This window comes from Hyphomonas sp. (assembly GCF_046313975.1).
In the GTDB taxonomy this organism is placed as follows: domain Bacteria; phylum Pseudomonadota; class Alphaproteobacteria; order Caulobacterales; family Hyphomonadaceae; genus Hyphomonas.
In genome coordinates this window covers 12,662-37,338 of sequence record NZ_JBKBXB010000007.1, presented here as the reverse complement: position 1 = coordinate 37,338, position 24,677 = coordinate 12,662, and the positions used below count along the sequence as shown (strand labels likewise).

General features: G+C 63.5%; 28 protein-coding genes and 1 tRNA gene. 16 read left to right on the top strand and 13 right to left on the bottom strand.

Features of this window, described 5'->3' with window-relative positions; translation table 11 throughout:
* The first annotated feature begins 48 nt into the window (after positions 1-48).
* The 5 genes from ACK4TE_RS04225 (at position 49) to ACK4TE_RS04205 (ending at position 4,552) form a co-directional block, all read left to right on the top strand.
* Positions 49-762 carry a hypothetical protein gene (locus ACK4TE_RS04225; RefSeq protein ID WP_409910234.1) on the top strand — a complete coding sequence of 238 codons (714 nt, stop codon included), beginning with the start codon at positions 49-51 and terminating at the stop codon, positions 760-762.
* Between the two features lie 215 nt (positions 763-977).
* Positions 978-1,739 carry a Fe-S cluster assembly ATPase SufC gene (sufC, locus tag ACK4TE_RS04220; protein ID WP_409910233.1) on the top strand — a complete coding sequence of 254 codons (762 nt, stop codon included), beginning with the start codon at positions 978-980 and terminating at the stop codon, positions 1,737-1,739.
* Positions 1,736-2,941 carry a SufB/SufD family protein gene (locus ACK4TE_RS04215; RefSeq protein WP_409910232.1) on the top strand — a complete coding sequence of 402 codons (1,206 nt, stop codon included), beginning with the start codon at positions 1,736-1,738 and terminating at the stop codon, positions 2,939-2,941. The genes sufC and ACK4TE_RS04215 overlap by 4 nt, the downstream gene beginning before the upstream one ends.
* Positions 2,941-4,161: a cysteine desulfurase gene (locus tag ACK4TE_RS04210; protein WP_409910231.1), complete on the top strand. Its 1,221-nt coding sequence runs from the start codon at positions 2,941-2,943 to the stop codon at positions 4,159-4,161. Before ACK4TE_RS04215 ends, ACK4TE_RS04210 begins: the two co-directional genes overlap by 1 nt.
* 7 nt (positions 4,162-4,168) lie before the next feature.
* Positions 4,169-4,552 carry an SUF system Fe-S cluster assembly protein gene (locus ACK4TE_RS04205; RefSeq protein WP_409910230.1) on the top strand — a complete coding sequence of 128 codons (384 nt, stop codon included), beginning with the start codon at positions 4,169-4,171 and terminating at the stop codon, positions 4,550-4,552.
* Positions 4,553-4,556: 4 nt separating this feature from the next.
* Here the strand turns inward: ACK4TE_RS04205 and ACK4TE_RS04200 are convergent, their stop codons facing one another.
* Entirely contained in the window at positions 4,557-5,165 is a 609-nt protein-coding gene (locus ACK4TE_RS04200; RefSeq protein WP_409910229.1) for a TetR/AcrR family transcriptional regulator, read from the bottom strand.
* Between the two features lie 156 nt (positions 5,166-5,321).
* Between ACK4TE_RS04200 and ACK4TE_RS04195 the strand changes: the two genes are divergently transcribed.
* Both ACK4TE_RS04195 and ACK4TE_RS04190 read left to right on the top strand, forming a co-directional pair.
* Positions 5,322-5,681 carry a HesB/IscA family protein gene (locus ACK4TE_RS04195; RefSeq protein ID WP_409910228.1) on the top strand — a complete coding sequence of 120 codons (360 nt, stop codon included), beginning with the start codon at positions 5,322-5,324 and terminating at the stop codon, positions 5,679-5,681.
* 15 nt (positions 5,682-5,696) lie between these two features.
* On the top strand, positions 5,697-6,185 hold the full coding sequence (locus tag ACK4TE_RS04190) for a DNA-deoxyinosine glycosylase (RefSeq protein WP_409910227.1): 489 nt from the start codon (positions 5,697-5,699) through the stop codon (positions 6,183-6,185).
* Here ACK4TE_RS04190 and ACK4TE_RS04185 read toward each other — a convergent pair whose 3' ends face one another.
* Entirely contained in the window at positions 6,186-6,497 is a 312-nt protein-coding gene (locus ACK4TE_RS04185; protein ID WP_409910226.1) for a DMT family transporter, read from the bottom strand.
* Positions 6,498-6,720: 223 nt separating this feature from the next.
* Between ACK4TE_RS04185 and ACK4TE_RS04180 the strand changes: the two genes are divergently transcribed.
* The gene (locus tag ACK4TE_RS04180) at positions 6,721-7,191 is read left to right on the top strand and encodes a hypothetical protein (protein ID WP_409910225.1); all 471 of its coding nucleotides are present in this window, start codon (positions 6,721-6,723) and stop codon (positions 7,189-7,191) included.
* 55 nt (positions 7,192-7,246) lie between these two features.
* Here the strand turns inward: ACK4TE_RS04180 and ACK4TE_RS04175 are convergent, their stop codons facing one another.
* The 4 genes from ACK4TE_RS04175 to purC form a co-directional block, all read right to left on the bottom strand.
* A complete protein-coding gene (locus tag ACK4TE_RS04175; protein ID WP_409910224.1) occupies positions 7,247-8,053 on the bottom strand; it encodes a lysophospholipid acyltransferase family protein in 807 nt (268 codons plus the stop codon).
* 25 nt (positions 8,054-8,078) lie between these two features.
* The gene (locus ACK4TE_RS04170; RefSeq protein ID WP_409910223.1) at positions 8,079-8,693 is read right to left on the bottom strand and encodes a TetR/AcrR family transcriptional regulator; all 615 of its coding nucleotides are present in this window, start codon (positions 8,691-8,693) and stop codon (positions 8,079-8,081) included.
* A gap of 176 nt (positions 8,694-8,869) precedes the next feature.
* Complete coding sequence (gene purS, locus ACK4TE_RS04165; protein WP_409910222.1) at positions 8,870-9,115, bottom strand: phosphoribosylformylglycinamidine synthase subunit PurS; 246 nt, start codon at positions 9,113-9,115, stop codon at positions 8,870-8,872.
* Positions 9,115-9,891 carry a phosphoribosylaminoimidazolesuccinocarboxamide synthase gene (gene purC, locus ACK4TE_RS04160; RefSeq protein ID WP_409910221.1) on the bottom strand — a complete coding sequence of 259 codons (777 nt, stop codon included), beginning with the start codon at positions 9,889-9,891 and terminating at the stop codon, positions 9,115-9,117. The genes purS and purC overlap by 1 nt, the downstream gene beginning before the upstream one ends.
* 178 nt (positions 9,892-10,069) lie before the next feature.
* Here purC and ACK4TE_RS04155 point away from each other — a divergent pair, with 178 nt between their 5' ends.
* Positions 10,070-10,390, top strand: a complete 321-nt coding sequence (locus ACK4TE_RS04155) for a DUF1476 domain-containing protein (RefSeq protein WP_409910220.1) — start codon at positions 10,070-10,072, stop codon at positions 10,388-10,390.
* 7 nt (positions 10,391-10,397) lie between these two features.
* Here the strand turns inward: ACK4TE_RS04155 and ACK4TE_RS04150 are convergent, their stop codons facing one another.
* Together ACK4TE_RS04150 and ACK4TE_RS04145 are read right to left on the bottom strand one after the other, a co-directional pair.
* Complete coding sequence (locus tag ACK4TE_RS04150) at positions 10,398-11,411, bottom strand: family 16 glycosylhydrolase (RefSeq protein WP_409910219.1); 1,014 nt, start codon at positions 11,409-11,411, stop codon at positions 10,398-10,400.
* Between the two features lie 70 nt (positions 11,412-11,481).
* Entirely contained in the window at positions 11,482-12,105 is a 624-nt protein-coding gene (locus ACK4TE_RS04145) for a 5-formyltetrahydrofolate cyclo-ligase (RefSeq protein ID WP_409910218.1), read from the bottom strand.
* A gap of 224 nt (positions 12,106-12,329) precedes the next feature.
* Here ACK4TE_RS04145 and ACK4TE_RS04140 point away from each other — a divergent pair, with 224 nt between their 5' ends.
* Complete coding sequence (locus ACK4TE_RS04140; protein ID WP_409910217.1) at positions 12,330-12,743, top strand: hypothetical protein; 414 nt, start codon at positions 12,330-12,332, stop codon at positions 12,741-12,743.
* A 410-nt stretch (positions 12,744-13,153) separates the two neighbouring features.
* Here the strand turns inward: ACK4TE_RS04140 and ACK4TE_RS04135 are convergent, their stop codons facing one another.
* Positions 13,154-14,233: an esterase-like activity of phytase family protein gene (locus ACK4TE_RS04135; RefSeq protein ID WP_409910216.1), complete on the bottom strand. Its 1,080-nt coding sequence runs from the start codon at positions 14,231-14,233 to the stop codon at positions 13,154-13,156.
* 122 nt (positions 14,234-14,355) lie between these two features.
* Between ACK4TE_RS04135 and ACK4TE_RS04130 the strand changes: the two genes are divergently transcribed.
* Both ACK4TE_RS04130 and ACK4TE_RS04125 read left to right on the top strand, forming a co-directional pair.
* Positions 14,356-14,820, top strand: a complete 465-nt coding sequence (locus ACK4TE_RS04130; RefSeq protein ID WP_409910215.1) for a winged helix-turn-helix transcriptional regulator — start codon at positions 14,356-14,358, stop codon at positions 14,818-14,820.
* Positions 14,821-14,916: 96 nt separating this feature from the next.
* Positions 14,917-14,991, top strand: a tRNA-Gly gene (locus ACK4TE_RS04125).
* A gap of 77 nt (positions 14,992-15,068) precedes the next feature.
* Here ACK4TE_RS04125 and ACK4TE_RS04120 read toward each other — a convergent pair.
* Together ACK4TE_RS04120 and ACK4TE_RS04115 are read right to left on the bottom strand one after the other, a co-directional pair.
* The gene (locus ACK4TE_RS04120) at positions 15,069-17,327 is read right to left on the bottom strand and encodes a putative bifunctional diguanylate cyclase/phosphodiesterase (protein ID WP_409910214.1); all 2,259 of its coding nucleotides are present in this window, start codon (positions 17,325-17,327) and stop codon (positions 15,069-15,071) included.
* Complete coding sequence (locus ACK4TE_RS04115; protein ID WP_409910213.1) at positions 17,317-17,928, bottom strand: methylamine utilization protein; 612 nt, start codon at positions 17,926-17,928, stop codon at positions 17,317-17,319. Before ACK4TE_RS04115 ends, ACK4TE_RS04120 begins: the two co-directional genes overlap by 11 nt.
* Before the next feature lie 208 nt (positions 17,929-18,136).
* On the opposite strand from ACK4TE_RS04115, the gene ACK4TE_RS04110 reads away from it, so the two are divergent.
* Together ACK4TE_RS04110 and ACK4TE_RS04105 are read left to right on the top strand one after the other, a co-directional pair.
* Positions 18,137-18,934: a DUF3034 family protein gene (locus ACK4TE_RS04110; RefSeq protein WP_409910212.1), complete on the top strand. Its 798-nt coding sequence runs from the start codon at positions 18,137-18,139 to the stop codon at positions 18,932-18,934.
* Positions 18,935-18,937: 3 nt separating this feature from the next.
* Complete coding sequence (locus ACK4TE_RS04105) at positions 18,938-19,429, top strand: group I truncated hemoglobin (RefSeq protein WP_409910211.1); 492 nt, start codon at positions 18,938-18,940, stop codon at positions 19,427-19,429.
* 23 nt (positions 19,430-19,452) lie between these two features.
* Here the strand turns inward: ACK4TE_RS04105 and pruA are convergent, their stop codons facing one another.
* Positions 19,453-21,060, bottom strand: a complete 1,608-nt coding sequence (pruA, locus tag ACK4TE_RS04100) for an L-glutamate gamma-semialdehyde dehydrogenase (protein ID WP_409910210.1) — start codon at positions 21,058-21,060, stop codon at positions 19,453-19,455.
* A gap of 110 nt (positions 21,061-21,170) precedes the next feature.
* Positions 21,171-21,743: an FMN-binding negative transcriptional regulator gene (locus ACK4TE_RS04095; protein WP_409910209.1), complete on the bottom strand. Its 573-nt coding sequence runs from the start codon at positions 21,741-21,743 to the stop codon at positions 21,171-21,173.
* A gap of 192 nt (positions 21,744-21,935) precedes the next feature.
* Here ACK4TE_RS04095 and ACK4TE_RS04090 point away from each other — a divergent pair, with 192 nt between their 5' ends.
* Together ACK4TE_RS04090 and ACK4TE_RS04085 are read left to right on the top strand one after the other, a co-directional pair.
* The gene (locus tag ACK4TE_RS04090) at positions 21,936-23,444 is read left to right on the top strand and encodes an amino acid permease (RefSeq protein ID WP_409910208.1); all 1,509 of its coding nucleotides are present in this window, start codon (positions 21,936-21,938) and stop codon (positions 23,442-23,444) included.
* A gap of 270 nt (positions 23,445-23,714) precedes the next feature.
* Complete coding sequence (locus ACK4TE_RS04085) at positions 23,715-24,677, top strand: UDP-glucuronic acid decarboxylase family protein (protein ID WP_409910207.1); 963 nt, start codon at positions 23,715-23,717, stop codon at positions 24,675-24,677.

The following is a 24,677-nucleotide window of genomic DNA, read 5'->3' as shown; positions in this document are numbered from 1 at the left end:
TCCCGCCGCCGCGCCATAGGATTGGCCGTCCGGAGGAGAGCTGATCGCATGAAATTCCAATTGCTCGCGGCCCTGCCGCTGCTCGCGCTTGTGGCCTGCAACCAGCAGGTCGAGGCGCCCAGCGAAGAAGACGCCGCACGTCTTGCCGCCACCGAGCGCCTGATGGGCCTCGAAACCTGCGCCGATGCCGAGCGCGACTATGGCAGCCAGCTCACCCAGCTCACCCCCTGCCGCCTCGAACTCGGCACAGGCAAGCCGAGCTTCGTCATCTCCTCCGACACGATCATCGCCAGCGACACCGAAAGCCTTGGCACATTCCGCGCCGAACTGGCCGGCGAGGGCGGCGCCTCGCTGCAGCTGATCGAAGAAAAGGTCGAGGTCGCTTTCAGCTATCCGACGCTGGAGGATATCGACGGAGACCTGCAGCCGGACCTTCTGATCCCGCTCTACACCGCGATGGTGAACACCAATTACGCCCTCTGGCTGCAGGGCAGCGACGGCCTGTTCACCCGCGCCGGGGAAATCGCCGGCTACAGCATCGGCATGGCCCCCAACGGCATGATCGCCGCCACCGGCCGCTCCAGCGCGGCAGAATGGGAAACTCAATTCTATCAGATCACCGGCGGCAAGCTGGACGAGGTCGCCGTCGTGGTTAACCGCCTGAACGAGGACGGCAGCACCGAGGAATGCCGGGTCATCAGAGTGGCAGAAGGCTTCAATCCCGCCCCCTTCTGCGAGGCCAGCGCCAGCTATCCGGGCTGATCCGGCCCGGAAATTGCTCCTCCCCGGCGAAAACGGCCCATTCCGGCCGTTCGGGAGGCTGTCATGTGGAAGCTCGCTGCAGGGTTCGCTCTGGTCTGGACCATCATCTTCGTCCTGCCCCTGGTCGCGGCCGCAGGCTGACTGGCGCGGGCGCAGGGCAGGTCTACCGGCGCTTTCTGCTTTCATTCCGGTGCGGGGCGCCCTAAATCCCCGGCATGCTTAAGATCGAAAACCTGAGTGCGACGGTCGGTGAAGGCGAAGGGGTGAAAACCATCCTTTCCGGCCTGTCGCTGAACGTGCCGGCGGGCGAAGTCCACGCCATCATGGGCCCCAACGGCGCGGGCAAGTCGACCCTGTCCTATGTGCTCACCGGCCGGGAAGGCTACGGTGTCACCGGCGGCACCGCCACGCTCGACGGTGAAGACATCCTCGCAATGGAGCCCGAAGCGCGCGCCGCCAAGGGCCTCTTCCTCTCCTTCCAGTATCCGGTCGAAATTCCCGGTGTGCCGGTGATGACCTTCGTGCGCACCGCCATGAACGCCCAGCGCAAGGCGCGCGGCGAGGCGGAAATCTCCGCCCCGGATTTCATCAAGCGCTCGCGCGATGTCGCGAAAATGCTGAACCTCGATGCCGAGATGCTAAAGCGCCCCGTCAATGTCGGCTTCTCGGGCGGCGAGAAGAAGCGCCTCGAGATCTACCAGATGCTGATGCTTGAGCCGCGCTTCATGGTGCTGGATGAGACCGACTCCGGTCTCGACATTGACGCGCTGCGCACCGTGGCAGAAGGCGTCAACGCCCTGCGCGCGCCGTCGCGCGGCATGCTCGTCATCACGCACTACCAGCGCCTGCTCGACCATATCAAACCGGACAAGGTGCACGTCCTCGCTAAGGGCCGCATCATCAAGTCCGGCGGGCCTGAACTCGCACTGCGCCTCGAGAAGGAAGGCTATGACGGCGTCCTCGCGGAGGCTGTGTGACCACCGCGCTGAAGGAACTCATCCGTGATCCGACGGTTGCGGAACTCGAACTGGTCGCACGCTATGCCGGCCTGAAGGCAGACCCGCGCCGCGAGCGCCTGTTCGAAGCCTTCGCGAAAACCGGCCTGCCGCACCGCCGCATCGAAGGCTGGCGCTGGAGCGATTTCCGCGCTGCCGTGAAAACCCTGGATTCATCGAAAACGCCGCCGGCGGCTGATCCGCTTGCAGGCGAGGTGGCCACGCTGCGCTTTTCGCCGGCCGGCTACACCGCCCCGAAATCCCTGCCGCCGGGCCTGCGCCTACTGCCGAAGGAAGACGTGCAGGCCGCAGGCGGCGCGGAAGATTTCCCGCTCGGCGCGCTCGCCGCTGCGCTGTCGAACGGCACGCTGCTGGCGGAAGTTTCGGGCGAGGCGCCCGTGCACCTGCACATGGTCTTCTCCGGCCCCGGCGCCATCAACGCATCGCGCATCGTCTTCCTGCTTCGTCCGGGGGCGGAGCTTCATGTCTCGGAAAGCCACCTCGGTGGCGCGGCGCTCTCTGCGGCGCTGATCGAGTTCACCCTGCAGAAGGGCGCGCGCCTCCACCGCACGGTCTACCAGAAAGGCGGCGCCGGCGAAGCGCAGGCAATCACCGCATTGATCGAGCAGGATGCGGAGGCACACACGACGCAGACCGTCCTCGCCTTCGGCGCGGGAGTCACGCGTCTCGAAACATATCTCACCCACCGCGAAACCGGCTCGAACGCTGAACTCAACGCGGCCTATCTCGCAGGCAAGGGCTATCACTGCGACCTCACCAGCCAGGTCCGCCACGGCGCGCGCGCCTGCATCACGCGCCAGGTCACCAAGGGCGCTGTGCTTGATGGCGGTCGCGGCGTTTTCCAGGGCAAGTTCATCGTGCCGCGCAATTCCGGCCAGCAGTCCGATGCCTCAATGCAGCACAACGCGCTGCTGCTGGAAGAGGGCGCCGAAGTCTTCGCCAAGCCGGAACTCGAAATCCTCGCCGACGATGTTCAGTGTGCGCACGGAAACACCTCTGGCGCGCTCGACGCCAACCAACTCTTCTATCTCCGCCAACGCGGCATCCCCCTCGAAAAAGCCCGCGCCCTCCTCACCGAAGCCTTCATCGCCGAAGCGCTGGAAGCGGCTGGGGAGCATGAGGACGTGCTGCGCAATGAGGCAAGCAAGTGGCTGGCAGTGTGATGCGTAAGATCGACCTCCCCGCCATCCGCGCCGAATTCCCGATCCTCTCGCGCGAGGTCAACGGCCATCCGTTGGTCTACCTCGACAACGCCGCCAGCGCGCAGAAGCCGGACGCCGTCATCGACGCCATGGCAAACCAGATGCGCACCGCATACGCCAACGTCCACCGCGGCCTGCACACCCTTGCCAACGAAACCACCGAAGCCTTCGAAGCCGCCCGCGAGACCGTCCGGGCCTTCCTGAAGGCTCCGTCCACGGACAATATCATATTCACCAAAGGCTCGACCGAAGGCATCAACCTCGTCGCTTCCGCCCTCGCTGCACGCATCCAGCCGGGCGACGAGTTCGTCCTCTCGATCATGGAGCATCATTCCAACATCGTGCCCTGGCACTTCCTGCGCGAGCGCCACGGCGCCGTCCTGCGCTGGGTTGGCCTCACCGAAGATGGCTCGCTCGACATGGACGCGATGGCCGCCGCCATTGGCCCGAAAACGAAAATGGTCGCCATCACGCACATGAGCAACGTGCTCGGCACCGTCACCGATGTCGCCGCCATCACTGAGCTCGCCCATGCCGCCGGCGCCGAAATCCTTATCGATGGCAGCCAGGCCGCCGTGCACCTGCCGGTCGATGTGCAGGCCATCGGCTGCGACTGGTATGTCATCACCGGCCACAAAATCTACGGTCCCACCGGCATCGGCGCGCTCTACGGCACCGCCGAAGCGCTCGCCCGCGCACGGCCCTATCAGGGCGGGGGCGAGATGATCGAAGTCGTCGAGACTGACCGCATCACCTACAACACCGCCCCGCACAAGTTCGAAGCCGGCACGCCGCCCATCCTCGAAGCCATCGGTTTCGGCGCGGCCCTCAAGTGGCTCGGCCAGTTCGACAAGGCCGAAATCGCCACCCACGAACACGCCCTCTACGCCCGCGCTGCCAGTGCCTTGCGCGGCGTCAACGGCATCCGCATCCACGGCGAAGCCCCCAGCAAGGGCGCCGTTCTCGCCTTCAGCCTCGAAGGCGCCCACCCGCACGACCTCGCCCAGATCCTCGACCGCTACGGCGTCGCGATTCGCGCCGGCCACCACTGTGCCCAGCCCCTGATGCAACATCTGGGCGTCACGGCTACGGCGCGGGCAAGTTTCGCCCTATATAACACTGAGGCCGAGGTGGATGCGCTTGCCGAAGCGCTCGCCAAGGCGCGAAAAATGTTGGTATAAAAGCATCATGGCTGACGATCTGACCTCCCAGGACCTGCTCGGTGCCCGCGATCCCGCGGGGCCTTCCGCGATTCCGCAGGAGGAACTCGACCGGCTGACGGACGAGCTGATCGCCGCCTTCAAGACCGTGTTCGACCCCGAAATCCCGGTCGACATCTACGAGCTCGGCCTGATCTACAAGGTCGATATCGACGACGACCGCAAGGTCGATATCGAGATGACGCTGACCGCCCCGGGCTGCCCCGTCGCCGGCGACATGCCGGGCTGGGTCGAAAACGCCGCGAAGGGCGTAGACGGCGTCAAGGATGTCGAAGTCCGCCTCACCTTCGATCCGCCCTGGACGCCGGCCCGCATGTCCGACGAAGCGCGCCTCGCGCTGAACATGCTCTGAGGGCTCAGCCCCGCCGGTCTTCAGCCTGCGCCAGTTTCGACAGCCCCATCCAGATCGACCGGATTGCCTGGCGCGATTTCAGCTGCGCCTCGTAGTCTCCGTCGCCGCCATCGATCACCGCCCGGTCATACGCCCCGCTCATCAGCGAGGTGATCGCATCCACATCGATTTCCGAAGGCAGCTGCCCGGCCAGTTTCGCGCCGGTGACACCCAGGCGGAGCGCCGCATGGGTGGATTCCGAATCCACCCGGTGCACATGCTTGTGCCCCAGCACACGGGGCGCATCCACGAACAGGATGCGGAACGTCTCCGGCGCCGAGCAGGTCGTCACGAACATGTCCCCGCCATCAATCAGCATCTGCAGCGCGTTCTGGCTGCAGGCCACCTTCGTGGTGATCTGGGTGCGCACATAGCCGAACTCGGCGGCCACCACCGCCTCGAACAGTTCCAGCTTTCCGGAAAAGTGCGCGTAGAAACTGTCTCTTGATACTCCGGCAGCTTTGGCTATCTCGGGCGCGGTGACTGCGTCGTAGCCATGTTTTCCGAACAGGTCGCGGGCGGCAGTAACCAGATCGGCGGCGGTCGAAAGTCGCTCATTCTGCTGGAGTTGCATCAACGTCCCTCCTTGGAAGGGTAGTGTTCACGGCAGATCCGCCCCCGCGCAACCGGCTCTGTGTCACAGTTGCTTTTGCTGGGTTTCGAAGGATAATACGCCGCGAAGCAGGGATAAGGCCTTGATATGGGCCCCGGATTCTCCCACCTAGAGCGCATGGCCAGACGCCCCAGACCCAAACCCGTACGCCTTACAGACGCCGCCGCCACGCGCGTGCGCGAGATCATGGCTGAGCGCGGCATGGGTTTCCTGCGCGTCGGCGTCACCAATGGCGGCTGCGCCGGTATGGAATATGTCATGGACTATGCCGCCGCGCCGGAGCCGCTCGATGAGGTGGTCGAGGATAACGGCGTCACCATCCTGATCGATGCCAAGGCGGTCCTCTTCCTGCTCGGCAGCGAGGTCGATTACGAAACCACGCTGCTGCACGAGAAGTTCGTGTTCCGCAATCCGAACCAGACCGATGCCTGCGGTTGCGGCGAAAGCGTCACGATCGTTCCGGCCGCGGCGGAATAATCCGGCCGTGTGCGGATGATTGTCCGCAGTTTCCCGCCGATTGCCGCGCCTGGCGCGCGCCTGCTCATCCTCGGCAGCATGCCCGGCATCGCCTCGCTTGAGGCCGGTCAGTATTACGCCCATTCCCGCAATGCCTTCTGGCCGATCATGGGCCAGTTGTTCGGCGCCGGGTCTGACCTGCCGTATGCGGAGCGTGCCGCGCGCCTTCAGTCGCAAGGCGTCGCCGTCTGGGATGTGCTGCAGCTCTGCGTGCGCGAAGGTAGTCTCGACTCGAACATCCGCGATGAAGTCCCCAACGATTTCGCCGCCTTCTTCGCCGCGCAGCCCGGAATCGGCCGTGTGCTGCTGAACGGCGGCAAGGCGACCGCCAGCTTCCGAAAGCATGCTGCCCGCTTCCTGCCACCCGCCGCGACGGCCATCACCGTCCCGTCCACCAGCCCGGCTCATGCCGCGCGCAGCCTCGACCAGAAACTCACCCTCTGGCGCGCCGCCCTCGCCGCCTGATCAGGCCAGCCTCATCAGCACGATCCCGCCTGCAATCATCGCCGCCGCCATCAGCCGCACCGGCGTCACCGCCTCCTGCAGCCACACCACACCGAACAGGAACGCGCCCACAGCGCCGATCCCGGTCCACACCATGTAGGCCGTGCCAAGCGGCAGGCTGCGCATGGCCAGCGCCAGCAGGAAGAAACTCGCCGGCATTGCCGCTGCCATGATCAGCGTCGGGCCAAGGCGCGTGAACCCGGCAGACTGTTTCATCGCCGCCGCCCAGACGATTTCGAGCAGACCGGCCAGAACAAGAAGAACCCAGGGCATGGGAAGCTCCGCTAAAGGCGGGCCGTCCCGGTCACGTTCCCAAAATGGGGGAGGCCGTCCTCCTGAGTTCTTGTAGAACTAGGCCTAAGCACAAGGAAGTTCAAGTAGCTCCATTGGAAGCCATCTCGCGCGCATCCCTTGCCTCTTCAACCGGAATGCGGTTGCTACCACAATGAGATGCGGGATATCTCTAGCTAACCGAACCGAAACGTTGGAGGGGGCGTTGTCTCGTTCAAATTCTTTGGGGCAGAAGATCGACTTTAAAGGTGTTCTAGATCTTTTTCGCTCAAGCGCGAAGTATGCGTCCATCACTTGCGTAGCATGCAAACACTCTTCCAGAGTTGTTCTTGCAGGCGAGTATGGAAAAATGAACTTATCTGAGCTCCAAGCCCGCCTCGTCTGCTCGAAATGCAAAGCACGCGGCGGTGAAGCGATAATCAGCAATGAGTCGGTAGTCGATGTAGTCCGCAAGTTTGAAGTTCCAATCACCCCGAAAGGGTTCAAGGATTACTTTGATTCCCAAATAGATATGTTGGCAGCGACTAAAGCTAGGGAGAGCGCAATAGAAAATGGCGAAGACTGGAAAGCGCTCACTGGAAAGCGCTCTCTGAAGAAGAAAAAAGCCGCCGACAGGGACTTGAAAGAGATCGAATTGTTGTCTTGTTCTGGAAGAACGTCAGGGAAAAAAGCCTAATAATGATTCTGCCTATGCTAGGTATCCCTGTATTGATCTAGTCTGCGCTAGCGGTTCAAGCCTTCTTGAACGCCGCCAGATCACTCACCGTTGGCGCCGCTTCCATCCCGTTCGGCGGGTCCGGGATCAGCACCGCGCGGCGCACCGGCTCGCCGGTTGCTTCCGCTACCAGCTCCGCCGTACGCGCCTCAACCACCTCGGTCAGGCGCGCGATGAACTCGTCCTTCGGCAGGCCCGGCGGGATCGGATCGAGGAACTCGATCACGGCCGTGCCCTGCGCGCGCGGGGTTTCCTGCTGCTGCCAGAACACCCCGATATTCGTCGCCACCGGCACCACCGGCACACCCATCGCCTCGGCCATGTGCCAGACGCCAGACTTGTAGCGGAAATGATAGCCCACCGGCGCAAGATGCCCTTCCGGATAGATCAGCACACGCCGCCCATCTTCCTTCGCTTTCGACATGCCATTGGCCAGCGAGGATGCCTTCTTCTCGCCGCCGCCGCAGGTATCGATGACAATCGCGCCGAGCTTCTTCAGGATGCCGCCCACAAGAGGGAAGCGCTCGAGATGGTCGCCCGTCACGAAGGCAAGGTCCTGCACTTCGGGATAGACGAGAAACCCGTCGCCCCAGCTCTGGTGTTTCGAGGCAATGACGAACGCGCCCTCCGGCAACAGATCGCGCCCGCGCACTTCCTTGCGGATGCCCGCAATGTGGCGCAGCGCCAGGTTGATCGCGCGCGTATAGCTGCGGATGATGAAGCGCACCGGCCCGTGCCCCGGCCAGGCCAGGAAGGGCAGGGACACAAGAACATAGCCCACTGAGAGAACCCAGTAGGAGAGCTTGAAGAGAGTGCCGCGCATAGCGGTGTGCTCCGTTGGCTTGCGATCAGTTGGATTTCAGGACAGCGAGAACGCCGCGCGCCAGCGCCGGCGCGTGCTGCGACAGCGGGCCGGGCAGGCGGTTGTAGATCTTGTTAAGGCCGGCCTGCATCACCACGCCCAGCGCCATCGCTGCCTTAAGCGCCGGGTCGCCCTTCGGAATGGTGCCGTCATCCATCAGCCCACTGATGATCCGTTCGGTGATCGAGACCGGGTCATCCTCGCGGCGCTTGTCATAGGGCAGGTACCGGTTCAGCGAAACGAGGTGGAACGAGAACAGGAGGAAATCCTCATCCGCCAGCTCGCAATACGCCTTCACGGCGGCCTTCACCTTCTGCTCAAGCGTACCGTTGCCGGAGAGCACTTCCGACAGCATCATCGCCAGCCGGTTATGCGTCGCCATGAACAGCGACAGCGCCAACTCATCTTTGCCTTTGTAATGGCGATAAAGCGCGCCTTCGGACACGCCGGCCTTGTCGGCAATCTCGCGCGTCGTGGCGGCATCAACGCCTTCATGGATGAACAGCTTCAGCGCCGCCCGCTCGATTTTCGGCTTGGCGTTGCGCACGCGCGGCTTCTTGTCAGGCTCCTTGCGAGCCACTGTGGGTGCGGTCTTGGCCATCTGGAGACTGTCTCTCTTCTGTCAGGCGGACTTATACCCGAGCGCGGCCCTGTTTGCAAGTGATCATTCGCTCACTAATGCGTCAATGTGTGAATACCGCATAAACCATGCCTGCCGCGCAGAGGACTGCCGGCCTGTTGGCGATCACAGTTTGGGAAGGGCTGCGCCCCGACGCCTCAGGCGACGAGGTCGATCCGGTAGCTTTCGATCACGGTATTGGCGAGCAGCTTCTCGCACATTTCCTTCACGCGTTTTTCAGCGTCCGCCTTCGAGACGCCCGCGCCCAGCTCCAGCTCGATCACCTTGCCGACGCGCGCCGCTTCCACTTCGCCATAGCCCATCCGCGCCAGCGTATCGGCGACGGCCTTGCCCTGCGGGTCCAGCACGCCGGATTTCAGTGAGACGTGAACGACGGCCTTCATTACTTGCTGCCCCCGGTGAAGCTGACGACGTTGTCCGTGTCACCCGATTCCTTGATGATCCCAAGCCGGCGCGCCACTTCCGCATACGCCTCCGTCACCCCGCCCAGATCGCGGCGGAAACGGTCCTTGTCCAGCTTTTCGCCGGTCTTCGCGTCCCACAGCCGGCAGCTGTCCGGGCTGATCTCGTCGGCCAGCAGGATGCGCGGCATGTCGTGGTCATTCTCGAACCAGCGACCGAATTCCAGCTTGAAGTCCACGAGCCGGATGCCCGAGGCGGCAAACAGGCCGCTCATGAAATCATTCACCCGCAGCGCCAGCGCAACGATATCGTCATACTCCTGCGGGCTCGCCCATCCGAACGCGGCGATGTGTTCTTCCGAAACCATCGGGTCGTGCAGGGCGTCATTCTTGTAATAGAACTCCACCAGCGGCCGCGGCAGCTGCTGGCCTTCCGGCATGCCGAGCCGCTTCGACAGCGACCCTGCGGCGATGTTGCGCACCACCACTTCCAGCGGAATGATCTCAACCTTGCGGATCAGTTGCTCGCGCATGTTGAGCCGGCGGATGAAGTGCGTCGGGATGCCCATCGACGCCAGATGCGTCATGATGAACTCGCTGATCCGGTTGTTCAGCACGCCCTTGCCGTCCAGCACGGCCTTCTTCTGCGCGTCGAAGGCGGTCGTGTCGTCCTTGAAATACTGGATCAAAGTGCCCGGCTCCGGACCCTCGTAGAGGATCTTGGCCTTGCCCTCATAGACAATGCGCCGCTTGTTCATTCTTTTCGGCCCTTCCTGCAGTGCCCGGGCGTCGCGCCGTGGTGGAATCGGTCCGCCGCGCCCCTCAAGCCGGGACTGTTACGCCAAACCGGGGGCAGAAACAATTATTGCGAACACCCCATGCTGCGACCTATATGACCCGCAAACAGCCAACACCTGATGCAGAAAAGGGAATTCCATGAGCTCTTTCGATGATCGTGAACGCGCCGAGGAAGCCCGCTACGCCCTCGATCAGGAAACCCAGTTCAAGGTTACCAACCGCCGCAACAAGCTCCTGGGCCTCTGGGCTGCCGGCCTGATGGGCGTCACCGGCGACGCCGCCGAGACCTACGCCAAGTCCGTCGTGCTCGCCGACCTTGAAGAAGCCGGCGACGATGACGTGATCCGCAAGGTGAAAGGCGACCTCGAAAAGGCCGGCATTGCCAAGTCCGATCTGGAAATCCGCGAGGAGCTTGCCCGGCTCCTGCCCGTCGCCCGCGAGCAGATCCTCAAGGGCTGAGCCCGCCTCAGCGCTGGCCGCTGGCCAGCGTTGCCACCACCGGCCCGTAATAGCTGTCGCTGCATTTCGGCGTCGCATGCCCCATCGGCGTGAACGACACGCACTGGAACGTCGCCCCGGCCCCGTCGCGGAAGGTCGGCTTGCCGTGCCAGCCTGCCATGTGCGGCTTGCCCGTCCAGGCGCTGAACATCACCTTGCCGGCCGCCACTGGAAGGCTCGGGTCGCCCGGCACCGTGGAATAGACCGGCTCATTCTCGACAAACCAGGTGATCCCGTCCGGGCGCCACTCGAACGCATAGAGACGCGGCGCCGCCGCCGCATCGAACGGCAGGTCGAAGGTCGCCGGCTGGATGCTCTTGCCCTTCCGGAAATAGTTGAAGTGGATCTTGGTCGTGTCCGATCCGAGGAATTCGATATCGATCTCGTCATGCGGCCCGCCAAACCACGGTCCGGTATAGGTGAAGAACGCCGTCACGAGGCCCGAGCCCGCCGCCGGCTGCATCACCGCTTCATACCGGCCATACTGGTAAAACCCGTCAGACTGCATCTCGCCCGCCGAGAACGGCTCTTCGCCCTCCGGCGTGCGCCGCACCTCGAGCAGCGCGCCGCCCGCGCGGGGTCTCACCCGCTCCGGCGACCAGTTGCCGCCATAGAAGCTCTGCGTGTTGCCGTGGTTCGAGGCTTTGAAAATCTGGTCATCCAGCGGGGAATTGAGGCGGGTATAAAACCCGCCGGTGCGCGGCTTTTCGGGCGGGGTCCAGCGCGGCCGGTCATCGCCTTCCGCGCGTGAACCGGGGCGCACCCAGGGATAAAAGTCCGGCTCCCGCGCACCGGCCGACTCAGCCACCATCACAGGTGCCGGCGCGGCCGCAATCTGGTGTTCCACGGCCGGAAGGGCAGGCGGGCGCAGCAGCACGAAGGCTGCGAAAACCACGGCAATCCAGCTGAAAACAACCAGCGCATCTGCGCCCTCATCCGGGCGGCGCCATGGCTTATTCGTGATATGGTTACCGTCGGCCACGCGGAGTCCCCAATTGTTAACGCCCCGCTAACCAGCAAGTTCCTTGCCAGCATGGGGATCGTCAACAAGTTCACGCAGCCGGGTCAGAATCCGGGGCCGGCGCCGTTAACGCTGACCGGTTGCGCATCATGAACAGCGGCACCGATCCGATAGGGGTCACGGCCCAGTCCAGCGGCTGGTCGTGGGGCTCGGAGGGCACGCGGTCGATCTGCTGCGCCGCATACGCAATCGCGCAGGCAAAAGCCCGTCCCTTGGCGCGCAGCACCGACAGCGCCTGATCATAATGCCCGCGCCCATAGCCCAGCCGGTTGCCCTGCGTGTCGAAGGCCAGCAGCGGCGTCAGCACCAGCGTCGGCGCCAGTTCCGGCGCATCCTCGGGCGGCTCCAGCAGGCCGAACCCCCGCCGCTCCAGCGGCTCGCCCGGCGCCCAGGCGCGCCAGCTGATCCCGCCCGGCGTCATCCGCGGCAGGCAGGTCTCCGCCCCGGCCCGCGCCAGGCGCTCCAGCAGCGGCATCGGATCCAGCTCCTCATTGATCGGCACATAGGCCGAGACGACCGGGCCATAGCGCTCCAGCAACTTCATCGGAAAGATGCCCGCCAGCTTTTCCGCCGCATCCGGATCCCGCGCCGCCGCTTCCGCGCGCAACGTCCGCATCCGGTGGCGCAGGGTCGTCTTGTCATCTTCAATGCTCATCGCCGCTTCTTGGGCTCTGGAGCGAAGCTTGGCAACTCCGCCCTCACGCCGCCGCGCAACGTCTAAGCCCCTCTCCCAAGGGAGAGGGGTTCTGAAGGTGCCTTATGCAACACCAAATCAGCCCAAACGCCAAAAATCCCCATACGGATCAAAGCCCGGAAAGAAAAACCAGAAAACTTGCGCTACACCCCCAATACAGGGGTTACACTCTCCCCATGATCCCGATGCGCGCCCTCCGAGCCAACCCGCACTTTGCGCCCCTTTTTGCGCATGTGCATGCCCTGTGCTGGCCGATCCTCTGGTGGTCACTGAACCGGTTGATCAGATGGTATGCCAGCGCGGGCTACGAAGAGGTTCTCTACGCCACCACGCCCTGGGGCTATGTCTACATCGCCTACCTTGGCGACAAGATCCCCGATCCCTCAGCCTACAGACCATACGTCCGCGAGAAACCCCGCTGGGATGATCCGGTGTGGAGCACCAACGTGCCCACGCCTCTCCTCGCGCTCGCCACAACCGAAACCCTGCGGCCCCATCCCCATCCTCCCCTGCGCAGCGGGGGAGGTGGCAGCCTGCGAAGCCTCTGGCGTAGCAGGCTGACGGAGGGGGCCTCTGCCCTCACCCCAAACACATCCTAGCCAATCCCTGTCATCCCGGCTTTCGCCGGGATGACAGGAAACTGAGTTCAGGAAAAACAAACCGGCCGGGAACCCCCGCGTCCGGGCAATCGTGCTGCGCGCAATACCTGGCGCCCCACGAGCAAAGCGAAGGCGCAGGTGCGCTGGGCCTGAAAGGCTCGGCAACAGCACCGAGCAAAAAACAAAAACGCACAAGAACCACAGTCGCCGCTGGGCACATTTCACTCCCGTCGACCTAGAGACTAGGTGGGCGCCGGATGAGCCAGGGCCACGGCCCCAGCCAGAGTGCCAACTCCCTGACGGTAAGTAAGGTCGCTGGAGATCAGTCCCACGCGGGCGCCGCAGCCCTTGTGCAAACCCAATCTAAGGGGTGCGGGCCCCCGTGGGAAGGGCCGTTATCTTCACGCCTGTCAGGGGGTTACCTCGAAGGCGTAGAGCAGGGTGCGCTGCAGCTTGCTGAAATTGTCGTCCGAGACGATCCACAGGCGAAGTCGGCCATCCGGCAGAACCTCCGCCGCCAGCCCCTCGAAATTGTCGGTCAGCACGGGCCGAGACAGGGTTAGGCGCTGGTCCTCGCCCGCGCCCCAGACCAGCACCGAGCGCGCGCCCCGCACGGGGTCGAAGGCGCGGTAGAGGGCAATCTCCCGTTCCTCGCCGGAAGGCAGGCGCACCACGTCCATCGCCACCAGCGCAAAGCCCTTGGGGTTGTCCGCCAGTCGCCCGGTCCACCGGCCCGTGCCATCGGCCAGAACCTGACCGATGGGCGAGGTGGCATCGGCCAGTCCCTCATACCCGAACAGCAGCGCGCCTTCCGGCGTCAACGCCAGCGCTTCGGGCCCTGAATTTGTGTCGACCGGTTTGCCCTCAAACTCCCCCGGCAGCGCCGCCACGCGCACAGCCATTGCTGCTGCGCCGCAGCCGCCAAGGTCGAAAGCCTCGACCCGGAAGTCCCGCTCATAGCTGACAAAGGCAATGCCCTCCCGCCAGGCGAGGCCCTCCGCATCATTCTCCGTCTTGCCCGACAGGAACCGGCCATCGGCGCCCTTCATGTAGGCAATCGCGGCAGAGGCCGGGGCGTCATCGATCAGGCCCAGCGCGACCCAGCCGCCAGCATCGGTCACCGCCAGAAGGTTTCCCTCCGCAAGGGCGAGGCCGGAGAGCCCGCCAAAGTTCGGATCGTCCGAAGTCAGCTCCCAGCCCCCCGCCAGGCTCGCCCCCGCCGGAAGGCGCTTGGCGAGCGCAGCGGCCTGCGCCTCGGTCAAAGCGGTTGCCGACAGGCTGATCGGGGAGAAAGGGGTGGGGTCGCCCGTATGCGCCGCGCAGGATTTCGCGCGGATTTCGGGCGCCGCGATTTCGTAGAAAAAGCTGGAATCTTGCGGAAAGGACTGCGCAACCGATGCGGCGGCCGGAGCCCCCGGCGCGGCGCAGGTGACAAGGGCTAGAAGCGCTGCGGCAGAGGTGAGAAGTGCGGGAAAACGCTTCAGGGGCAAGGCTTTGTCTCCGGGCTGGACTGGTCTCATCGCAGACGGATGCGACCTCCGGGTGACAAAGTGCAGCCCTTTTCGTGAAGGCAGTCTTTATTTCAGTTCCGAACACTTTCACAAAGTTAAGCATGAGCCAGATTCCGCTTGCCCGCCGTTCGCCTGTCCCGCCTGATGTCTGCAACCTGGCGCGGGCCATCGATGCTATCGGCGACCGGTGGACCCTGTTGATTCTGCGGGCCGCGCTGTACGGCGTGCGCCGGTTTGACGACTTCCAGTCAGAGCTGGACTGCCCCCGCACGGTGCTGTCGGGGCGGCTGAAAAACCTCGTCCATACGGGCCTCCTGACCCGCAAGATGTACAAGGTCCCCGGCAAGCGCGCCCGGCCTGAATATGTCCTCTCGGCCATGGGCCTGTCCCTGCGCCCGATCCTGATCGGCCTCACCCAATGGGGGGATATCTGGCTCGGCAATGGCGAACCCCCGCCGATCACCTTCACCAAGGCCGGCTCCAAGGCCGCCATCCGGGCCGCTTTCGTCGATGCCGATGGCCGTGAAGTGCGCCCCGACCAGATCCGCCCGGTCCTCCGGGGCTAGCCGCTGCAGCGGACTTGTTTTTGGCCCTTGCCAAGCCTCGCCTGTCCGCTTATTCCCACCGCTCTGCCGGTCACGGCAGCCATACCCATTCAGGACGCGGGCGTAGCTCAGGGGTAGAGCACAACCTTGCCAAGGTTGGGGTCGAGAGTTCGAATCTCTTCGCCCGCTCCAGAATTTAGCAGACTGCCAGGGCATGTTTCCGGGATACCGGAGGCCAGCTTCTGCGGCCTGTTCAGAGGCAGATGGCGTCAGGCCTGATGGCGGATTTCGCGCGGAGCGCCGAGAAATTCGAGGGTCGCTTCGAGGGTCTGTGGCCGCGAGATGAAATAGCCCTGCGCGGTGTCGGCGCCCATCAGCTTGAGCAGGGCCATCACATGCTCTGTCTCGACACCTTCGGCTACAACCGACATGCCCATCGCGTGCGCCAGGTCGATGGTCGACTGGATCATCAGCTGATCGGAGCGCCCTTCGGTCATCGCGAGGATGAAGGACTTGTCGATCTTCAGTTCGTTGGCCGGGATCTGCTTCAGGTAGGAGAGGGAGGAGAGTCCCGCGCCATAGTCGTCAATCGAGATGCCGATGCCGGTATTGCGGAACAGGTTGATGATCCGAAGGGCTTTTTCAGGATCGTTGATGACGGCCGTTTCCGTGATCTCGAAGCAGAGCTTCGCGCCGCTCGACTTGACCTTGCCGATTGCCCACAGGGCGAAGCTCTCGTCGTTCAGCTGCCGGCCGGAGATGTTCACGGAGATCGGCAGATCAAAGCCTTCGCGGGAAAGCCGCTGCTGGTCTTCAATCGCCTGTGACACGACCCATTCCGTCAGTTGACGGATATGTCCGGTTTCTTCCGCAATCGGAATGAAACTGTCCGGGAATATCTGACCGCGAACCGGGTGGTGCCAGCGGATGAGGGCTTCGAAACCGCAGACATCGTCATCTGCGAGGCAGTATTTCGGCTGATAGTGAAGTGCAAGGCCACCTTCCGACAAGGCGGACAGCATCTCGCTCATCAGCGACAGGGTCGCGGCAGGATTGCCGTAGTCTTTGAGATCGAATGCGACGACGGGTTCCTGACGCTTCTCGGCAAAGTCGGCGGCGACGACGGCCTGGTCTATCGGGCCGATCGGGGCATCCGGCGCGGCCTCCGGTTCGGCAAGGCCGCAGCACAAGAGGAGGTCCACCGATGCGTCGCCGATGGTTGCCGGCTGGGAGCACGCACTGACGAGGCGGCGCAAGGCTTCCTTCGAACTGAAATTGCCATTGGCGGGCAGGATCATGCCGAGATCCGTTGAACTGATCCGGTAGGGTCGCGCGCCATCCATGAAGTCGCTGATACGTCCGGCCAGAACATTCAGCGCAGTCGCTGCAGCCGCATGGCCGATAGCTGCGCGCACATGCTGGAACCGCATGACACGGATGACGACGACACGCAGGTTGCGCTCTCCGTCCGATTCCATGCGTGCGCGCAGGTCATCATTCATGGCGCGGCGATTGGCGAGGCGGGTTTCGCTGTCTTCGCGCGATATCTGCACGATTGCCGCCTCGCGGGCCTCCAGGTCACCGAGCATTGTGTTGAAGCTGCGGGCGAGGCTGCCAAACTCGTCGTCAGCCGGAGCATCGACCGGTTTGCGGTGCCCTTCGGCAAGTGCCTGCACGGAGGCGTTGAGATCATTGATCGGCCGCGTCAGGAAACGCGCTACAAACCCACCGGACACGATCAGCAAGGCTGCTCCGGCAAGGCTGAACAACAGGATCGCCACCAGCATCGGCTGATACGGTGCCATCGCCGCTTTGAGAGGATAGGTGATCACCAGGCTGACAGGCTGCGTATCGCCGAAGCTGGAGATGATCTTTGAGGCGCCGAGAGCATCCTTTGTCTTGAAGACGCTTTCGTCCGTACCCGGTACATCGGCGGTGGGAAGAATTTCAGCCGTTACCGGAATGGCCGACATCTGCTCGAGTGTCTGCATGCGCCCGGCATCCAGATCGGACCAGAAGATGGCCCAGCCGACAAGTGACGGCGCCCTTACCGGAACCGCAACGGCCTGATAGTGCAGACCGTTGAGGCTGATGACCCCGCTGGGGCGCTCGACCTCGATCAGTGCGGTGTAGACCGTTTCGGGCAGCTCACCCGCGTCTCCCTCTGCCGTAACAAAACGGCCATCGGTAAAGGCCACGGCCACCTGCAACCCATCGAGGCGTGCATTGGCATTTTGCGCGGCAGAGGCGATTGTGTCGATGTCCTCTGTGGCCACGGCTTCGCGGAAGCCAAAGTCTGCCGACAGGACTTCAGCGCTGGCAGCCATGTGCTGCGCCGACATTGACCAGAGCCTGTCGAACGCCGCAACGCTGGCGACGAGTTCGCGCTCCACGGTGCGTTCAGCATTGAACTTGATGCTCGAATAAACTGCGCCCGCGACGAGCAGTATGATTCCGCCGAACAGGACGGAATAGATCAGCGTCAGCTTGCGGCGCAGCGACCCGCGTATCCACGCATCAATGCGCATGCGTGTGGCGAACTTTCAGGGTGACGGCGACAGACGCCGCGCGGCTGGAAGGCAGGGCAACTTTCACTTCTGCAGGCAGGGCATCGGGGTGCCACACGGTTGCGCTCGATGCACTCGCCGGCAGGTCCAGAATGGCCTTGCCATCGGTATCGGTTTTTGCCGCGTAGGGGGTATCGACCACGCGGATATAGGCGACCATCTCGTCGTGAATGTTGCAGCCGATGGCAACGATGCCGGCAGTCTTGAGCGTGACCGCGCGGGACTCGTCCTTGCCGTACAGCTTCAGCTCGAACTTGTTGCCCTTGGAGAAGGAATAGACGTGGTGGCGGACGCGGTCGAGATTCGGGAATTTCACTTCGGTGCCGGCCGGAACGATCAGCACATAGGGATCATAGGCGAGGTTCTGCTGCTTCATTTCCATCGGCCAGGCAAAAGCCGGCTTCGGCGCGCCGGGCTCGGCGGCAACCATGATCACAGCATCTCGCACCGGTTTGCCGGACGCATCGGTCACCACGAACGTGACCTTCTCGGCGAAAGCAGCGCCGGTCAGCGCGCCCAGGAAAAAGATGAGGGCGGTGAGAGAGCGAAGAAGCGGGAACATAAATTGTCCCTCGCACAATAAGATTTCCGTGTCGTTAAACACTTCCGGAAATAAATCCCTGAATACAAGTGGGATCATAGTAAACAGGATCATTCCGGCGGCGCGCGGAAGTTGATCCGTAACCGGAGTGCCAGCCGACATGAATGTCAGAATATTCTTGATTGCAGCGGGAGCTGTTGCAGCGTCTCCAGTTTGCGCGGCGCAGGGGTTGCCGCTTGAACCCGGCGGCAAGTTGCTGCTGACCCGCGGCATTTCCAACCTTGAGGGGGCAGGCGGCGGCGCGCTGACGCCCTGGGCGCTGATCACCGGCAATGAAACCGATCGCGGTATCGGTGCAACCGCGCATTATGATTATGTCTCCGTGCGCGATTTCGGCCTGACAAGTTACGGCGCGGCGGCCGGCTTTTACGATCGTTTGGAAGTGTCCTATTCCCGCATGGTGTTCGACACGCAGGATGCCGGCGCGGCGCTAGGCATCGGGGAAGGGTTCGAGTTTGCGCAGGATGTCTGGGGCGCGAAACTGCGCGTTGCGGGTGACGCCGTTTATGATCAGGACAAGTGGTTGCCACAGATTGCGATCGGCGCCGAGTTCAAGCGATCCAATCAGGAAGCACTGGTGCGCGCTCTGGGCGCCGCAGACCATGAAGGCGTTGATCTCTACGCTTCTGCAACGAAATTGTTCCTGGCAGAAAGCGTTCTGGCCAATGCAACACTGCGCTACACGAAGGCGCACCAGACTGGCCTACTTGGCTTCAGTGACGAAGGCAGCGTTCAGCCGGAGTTTTCGCTCGGCTATATGCTGAGCCGGCGCCTCGTGATCGGCGGCGAGTATCGTTTCAAGCCGGACAAGCTTGCTTTCGCGCAGGAAGATGACTTTTTTGATGTCTTCGGCGCTTACGCTGTCAATAGCACGCTGACCCTGACGGCCGGTTACACGGACCTCGGCTCGATTGCGACTTTTGATGGTCAGCGCGGCGTTTATCTCAGTGCACAGATTGGATTCTAAATCATGCAGAAGCTCAGCACTCTCTTCGCCGTGTTGCTTGTGCCAGTCAGCCTGGTTTTCGCCGAACCACCTCCGGGCGAGTTGCCGGTTGATCCGTATGAAATGTCGAACACCAATGCCGGCGCAGAACCATTCGAAGGCGAGGCCCTGTTTGCCGCGTTCAATGGCGAGGCGGGCATCAGCCGGATTGTAGACGATCTGGTCGAGCGCAGCGTCGCGGACCCGAGGATCGGAGAGATTCTGGCCGCGAGCGATCTTGTCAGGTTGCGCCGGACGCTGAAGGAACAGTTCTGCTACATCCTCAATGGCCCGTGCGACTATACGGGGAGGGACATGGCCTCCTCCCACAAGGATCACGGGATTACCAACCGCGAGTTCAATGCGCTGGTTGAGAACCTGCAGCACGCCATGAACAAGGAAGGCGTACCCTTCCGTGCACAGAACAAACTTCTGGCTAAGCTCGCACCGATGCAGCGAGATGTTGTGACGCGCTGACCGGCACCGGCGCTGTGCGGCGCTCAGGCCATATGCGGATACAGGTGTGACCGGGGCGGGACCCAGGTTTCCTTGACCGTACGCGGGGAGGTCCAGCGCAGGAGGTTGAAGGGACTGCCCGCCTTGTCATTAGTACCGCTGCGGCGCCCGCCCCCGAAGGGCTGGCGGCCGACGACCGCGCCGGTGGGCTTGTCGTTGATGTAGAAATTGCCGGCAGCGTCCATGAGCGCGAGGGACAGCCGCTCGATGACGGCCTGGTCCTGGGCGAAGATGGCGCCGGTGAGGGCATAGGGGGTCGACTGGTCGACGAGGGCGAGCGTTTCCTCGAGCTTTGCATCCGGATAGGCGTAGAGCGCGAGGACGGGGCCGAAAATTTCTTCCGTCATCAGCCGAGATTTCGGATTATCGCAGGCGATGACCGTGGGCGGGATGAACCAGCCGTCCTTGTCCGAGGGCGCCGCGCCCGCAATCCTGCGGTGGCCAGGGGCGCTGGCGGCATAGTCGAGGAAACTGGAAATCTGGGCATAGCTGCGATGGTCGATGACCGCGCCCATGAAATTCGACAGGTCGGTCACATCGCCCATCGTCAGGCTGCGGACGATTTCGGTGAGACGTTCGATCACCGGCTTCCAAAGGCTGAGCGGGATATAGGCGCGGCTGGCAGCGCTGCATTTCTGGCCCTGATAGTCGAACGCGCCGCGCACAAGAGCGGTGACGAGCGCGTCGATATCGGCCGAGGCGTGCGCAAAGACGAAATCCTTGCCGCCGGTTTCCCCCACGAGGCGGGGATAGGACCGGTAGGCAGACACATTCCCGCCGACCGTGCGCCAGATGCGATCGAACGCAGCGGTGGAGCCGGTGAAATGCACGCCGGCAAGGTGTTCGCTGGCAAAAACGGAATCGCCGATCGGCGCAGGGTTTTCCGCGGGAAGCATGTTGATGACGCCGGGCGGCAGGCCGGCCGCTTCGAACAGGTCCATCAGGAAGGCGGCAGAATATACCGAGCGCTCGGACGGTTTCCAGACGACTGTGTTGCCCATCAGCGCGGGTGCGAGGGCGAGGTTTCCGGCGATGGCGGTGAAGTTGAACGGCGAAGCGGCGAAGACGAAGCCATCAAGCGGGCGATGCTCTAGCCGGTTGCGCTCGGCGGCGGTGGAGAGCGGCTGCATCGCCTCGATCTGTTCGGAGAAGGCAACGTTGAAGCGGAGGAAATCGATCAGTTCGCAGGAGGCGTCGATCTCGGATTGGAAAACCGTTTTGCTCTGCTGCAGCATCGTGGCGGCGAGTAGGCGCGCGTTGAACGGGCCAGCGAGCAGTTCCGCGGCGCGCAGGAACACCGCGCGGCGGGAGGCAGGGCTGGTGCGTGCCCAGTCGTGGCGCGCGTCAACGGCAGCCTTGATCGCTGCGTCCGCTTCCGCAGCGCCGGCGGAGGAATAGGTGCCCAGCACGCGGGCATGGGCATGTGGCTCGCGCATCTCGGTGGACGTGCCGGTGTCGACCTTCCTGCCGTTGATGACCGGAAGGATCCAGCGCGGGTTGGCGCGCTGGTGCTTCAGCTCATCGATCAGGCGCGCGCGCTCCGGCGAGCCGGGGGCGAAATCGCGGACGGGATGGTTCTGCGGCAGGGACATGGCGGCGCTCTGTCTGATGGATCGGGGCGTGCCTGTTTCCTAGCAGTGGCGCGCAGGAGCGGCCCGCCGGGGCGGGACATTCGGTTTCGCGTTCGGGCCAGAATGGCGGGTCAGCGCATCCAGGACTGCAGCGCGTGGCCCTGAAGCGCCGCGTGGATTTCGGCGCGGGAGGTTTCGGTTTCGTCCTGCCCGGTCTTGAAGCGCGGCGTGAGCCGATCAATCCGCATACGGAATCCGATGACGCCGCGCAGGAGTGTCTCATAGCGCGCACCGACCTGTTCGACATTCCAGCCGGAGGCGGATTCCATATGGGCGACGAGCGCGCGGATGGCTTCGTCTGTCAGGCGGTCGTCGGGGACGATCCTGCCGCTGGCTTTCAGCGACACGAAATTCCAGGTGGGCGCCCAGCCGGGCTTCGAAATCCAGCCCGGCGGGATGTAGCTGTGCGGGCCGAGGAAGAGGCAGGTGGCGGCGGGATTTTCCTTCATGCGCTCCGTCAGCGGGCCGTGGCGCGGCAGGTGGCCGAGCAGGCTCGCGGGCGCGCCGCCCGCGTCCGTCTCGAGCAGCAGCGGCATCAGGAAGGCATCGGCCGGATCGGCGGCCGGCACGATCCAGGCGACGGGATTCTCGGCCACGAAGCGGGCGAGGTCTGTATCGGAAACAGTTTCAAATGGATGGGTCATGGCGGGTGCGCGGTTCCGGGGTCTGTTTCCGGCTGTAGCAAGAGCGGGGCAGGGAAGGAAAGCCGGAGTCTGCGGCAAGCCCCGGCACCTGCGAAATCTGGCCCGTTCAAGCAAAAGAATGATCCGGATTTTCGGGCGCGCCCGCCGTTTCGGCCTCAGACTGGGAAGGGATGGGCAGAAGGGCGCAGACACATGAATCCGATGTTCCTGAAGAAGTCGATCGAGTCGGTTCGTCAGGAGGCGGATCAAACCGGGCTGCGCAAATCGCTCGGGCCGGTCCAGCTCGTGCTGCTGGGCATCGGGTGTATCGTCGGCGCCGGCGTGTATGTGATGACCGGGACAGCGGCGGCAAGCTATGCCGGCCCTGCGGTGGTCTTGTCCTTTGTGCTTGCAGGCATCGCCTGCGCGCTGGTGGGACTGTGCTATGCAGAGCTGTCCTCCGTGCTGCCGGTTTCGGGCGCGTCCTACACCTATGCCTATGCCGCAATGGGCGAAGTCTTCGCCTGGGTACTGGGCTGGATGCTGATGTTCGAATTCGGGCTGGCAGGCGCGGCGCTCGCAGTGGGCTTCTCCGGCTACCTCGTCAGCCTGCTCGGCGATTTCGGCGTGAGTTTTCCGGAATGGATGGTGACGCCAACGCTGCAGAGCCAGATGATCGATGAGGAGAGCCGGCTGGTCCAGACCGGGTCGGTGAACCTGCTGGCCTGTTTCAGCCTGATCTTCGTCGCGGCGATTCTGTCGCGCGGCGTGCAACACTCCTCGCTCGTGAACACCGTGCTGGTATTCATCAAGATCGGCGTCCTGCTAGCCTTCGTTCTGGTCGGGGCCGGGCATGTGACGCCGGAAAACTGGACGCCGTTCATTCCGGAAAACCAGGGCGGCTTTCACTTCGGCACGGAAGGCATGATTCGTGCAGCCTCGATCCTGTTCTTCGCCTATCTCGGGTTCGAGGCCGTGGCGACGGCGGCGTCTGAATCGACTCATCCGGCGCGGGATGTGCCGGTGGGAATCATCGGCGCGCTGACGATTGCAACCGCGCTGTATGCGGCGGTCGCCATCGTGATGACGGGGCTGGTGCCCTATACCGAACTCAACGTGGCAGACCCTGTGGCGGTTGCGGTCTCGGTCATCGGCGAACCCGTCTGGATACTGATCATCAAGACTGGTGCGCTGACGGGGCTCGGCTCGGTGCTGCTGGTGAACACCTATGCGCAGAGCCGCGTGGCGTTCGCGATGTCGCGCGACGGGTTGATGCCGCGCGTGTTTTCGGAGCTGCATGCAAGTTTCAGCACGCCAGTGAAGGGCACGTTCCTGATCGCGGCGATCTCGGGCGTGGCGGCGGCGACGCTGCCGATTTCCCTGCTGGGCGATCTTGTGAGCCTCGGCACGGCTATCGTGTTTGCCACGGTCGCTATCAGCGTGATCTGGCTGCGCAATGCACGCCCGGAGCTGGAGCGGCCCTTCAGAGTGCCGTTCGGAGGTGTCCGTATCGGGGGCATCTGGATCGGGGTCATCCCGGTACTGGCGCTGGCGGCGTGCCTTGCGATGTCTGCGCCGGTCGCCATCGACATCGTGCTGAAATGTCTGCGGGGCGACTGGGTGCCGGCGGCGATTGTCGGGGCCTACCTCCTGCTGGGCGCAGTGGTTTATGCCGCCTACGGGGCGCGGCATTCGAAGCTGAGGCAGGCCGCGTTGGGTTAGTCCGGGCCTCTCCTTGCGCCTTTTTGGAACGGGCCGGCCGGGCCAGTACTGCACGGGGCCCGGGGCAGGCGACCGGTATCTCTCCCTGATTTTCAGGCTGTGGAGCCGCCTCTGAAGGTTAAACCCCGGGATTCCGGCAGTTTTCCTCCCCGCAAAGTTGTGGTTCACAGCCTGACAGGCGAATTTTCACGATGGCTTGCACGGTTCTTGCAGAATTTGGTGCGAGACAGGGCGCTCCAGCCCGCCCGTATAGTTAAAGGACACGCAGTCATGCACCTCGAGCGTCGCATTCTGATCACCGGCGGGGCCGGATTCATTGGCTCTTTCCTCTGCGAGCGGCTGCTCGAGAGCGGCGCCAACGTGCTCTGCGCCGACAACTTCTTCACTGGCACGCGCACCAACGTCGCCCACCTGCTGAACCATCCGCGCTTCGAGCTTATGCGCCACGATGTCTGCTTCCCGCTCTATGTCGAGGTCGACGAGATATACAACATGGCCTGCCCGGCAAGCCCGATCCACTACCAGTTCGATCCCGTGCAGACGACCAAGACCAGTGTGCACGGCGCCATCAACATGCTCGGCCTCGCCAAGCGCGTGAAGGCGAAGATCCTGCAGGCCTCGACCTCGGAAGTGTACGGCGACCCGAACATCCATCCGCAGCCGGAAGAATACTGGGGCAACGTCAACCCGATCGGCCCGCGCTCGTGCTATGACGAGGGCAAGCGCTGCGCCGAGACGCTGTTCTTCGACTATCACCGTCAACACAAGCTGCGCATCAAGGTGGCCCGCATCTTCAACACCTATGGCCCGCGCATGCACCCGAATGACGGGCGCGTCGTTTCGAACTTCATTGTTCAGGCGCTCAAAGGTGAAGACATCACACTTTACGGCGATGGCAGCCAGACGCGCAGCTTCTGTTATGTCGACGACCTGGTGCGCGGCCTGATCTCGCTGATGGACTCGCCGGACAGCGTGACCGGCCCGATCAATATCGGCAACCCGGGCGAATTCACGATCCGCCAGCTGGCCGAGCAGGTGATCGACCTGACGGGGTCGAAGTCGCAGCTGGTGTTCCGCCCGCTGCCGCAGGACGACCCGAAGCAGCGCCAGCCCAACATCACCAAGGCCCGCGAAATCCTGGGCTGGGAACCGACCGTGCAGCTGCGCGACGGCCTCTCCAAGACCATCGCCTACTTCGACGGCATGCTGTCGGGCCGCATGGCAGCCGAATAG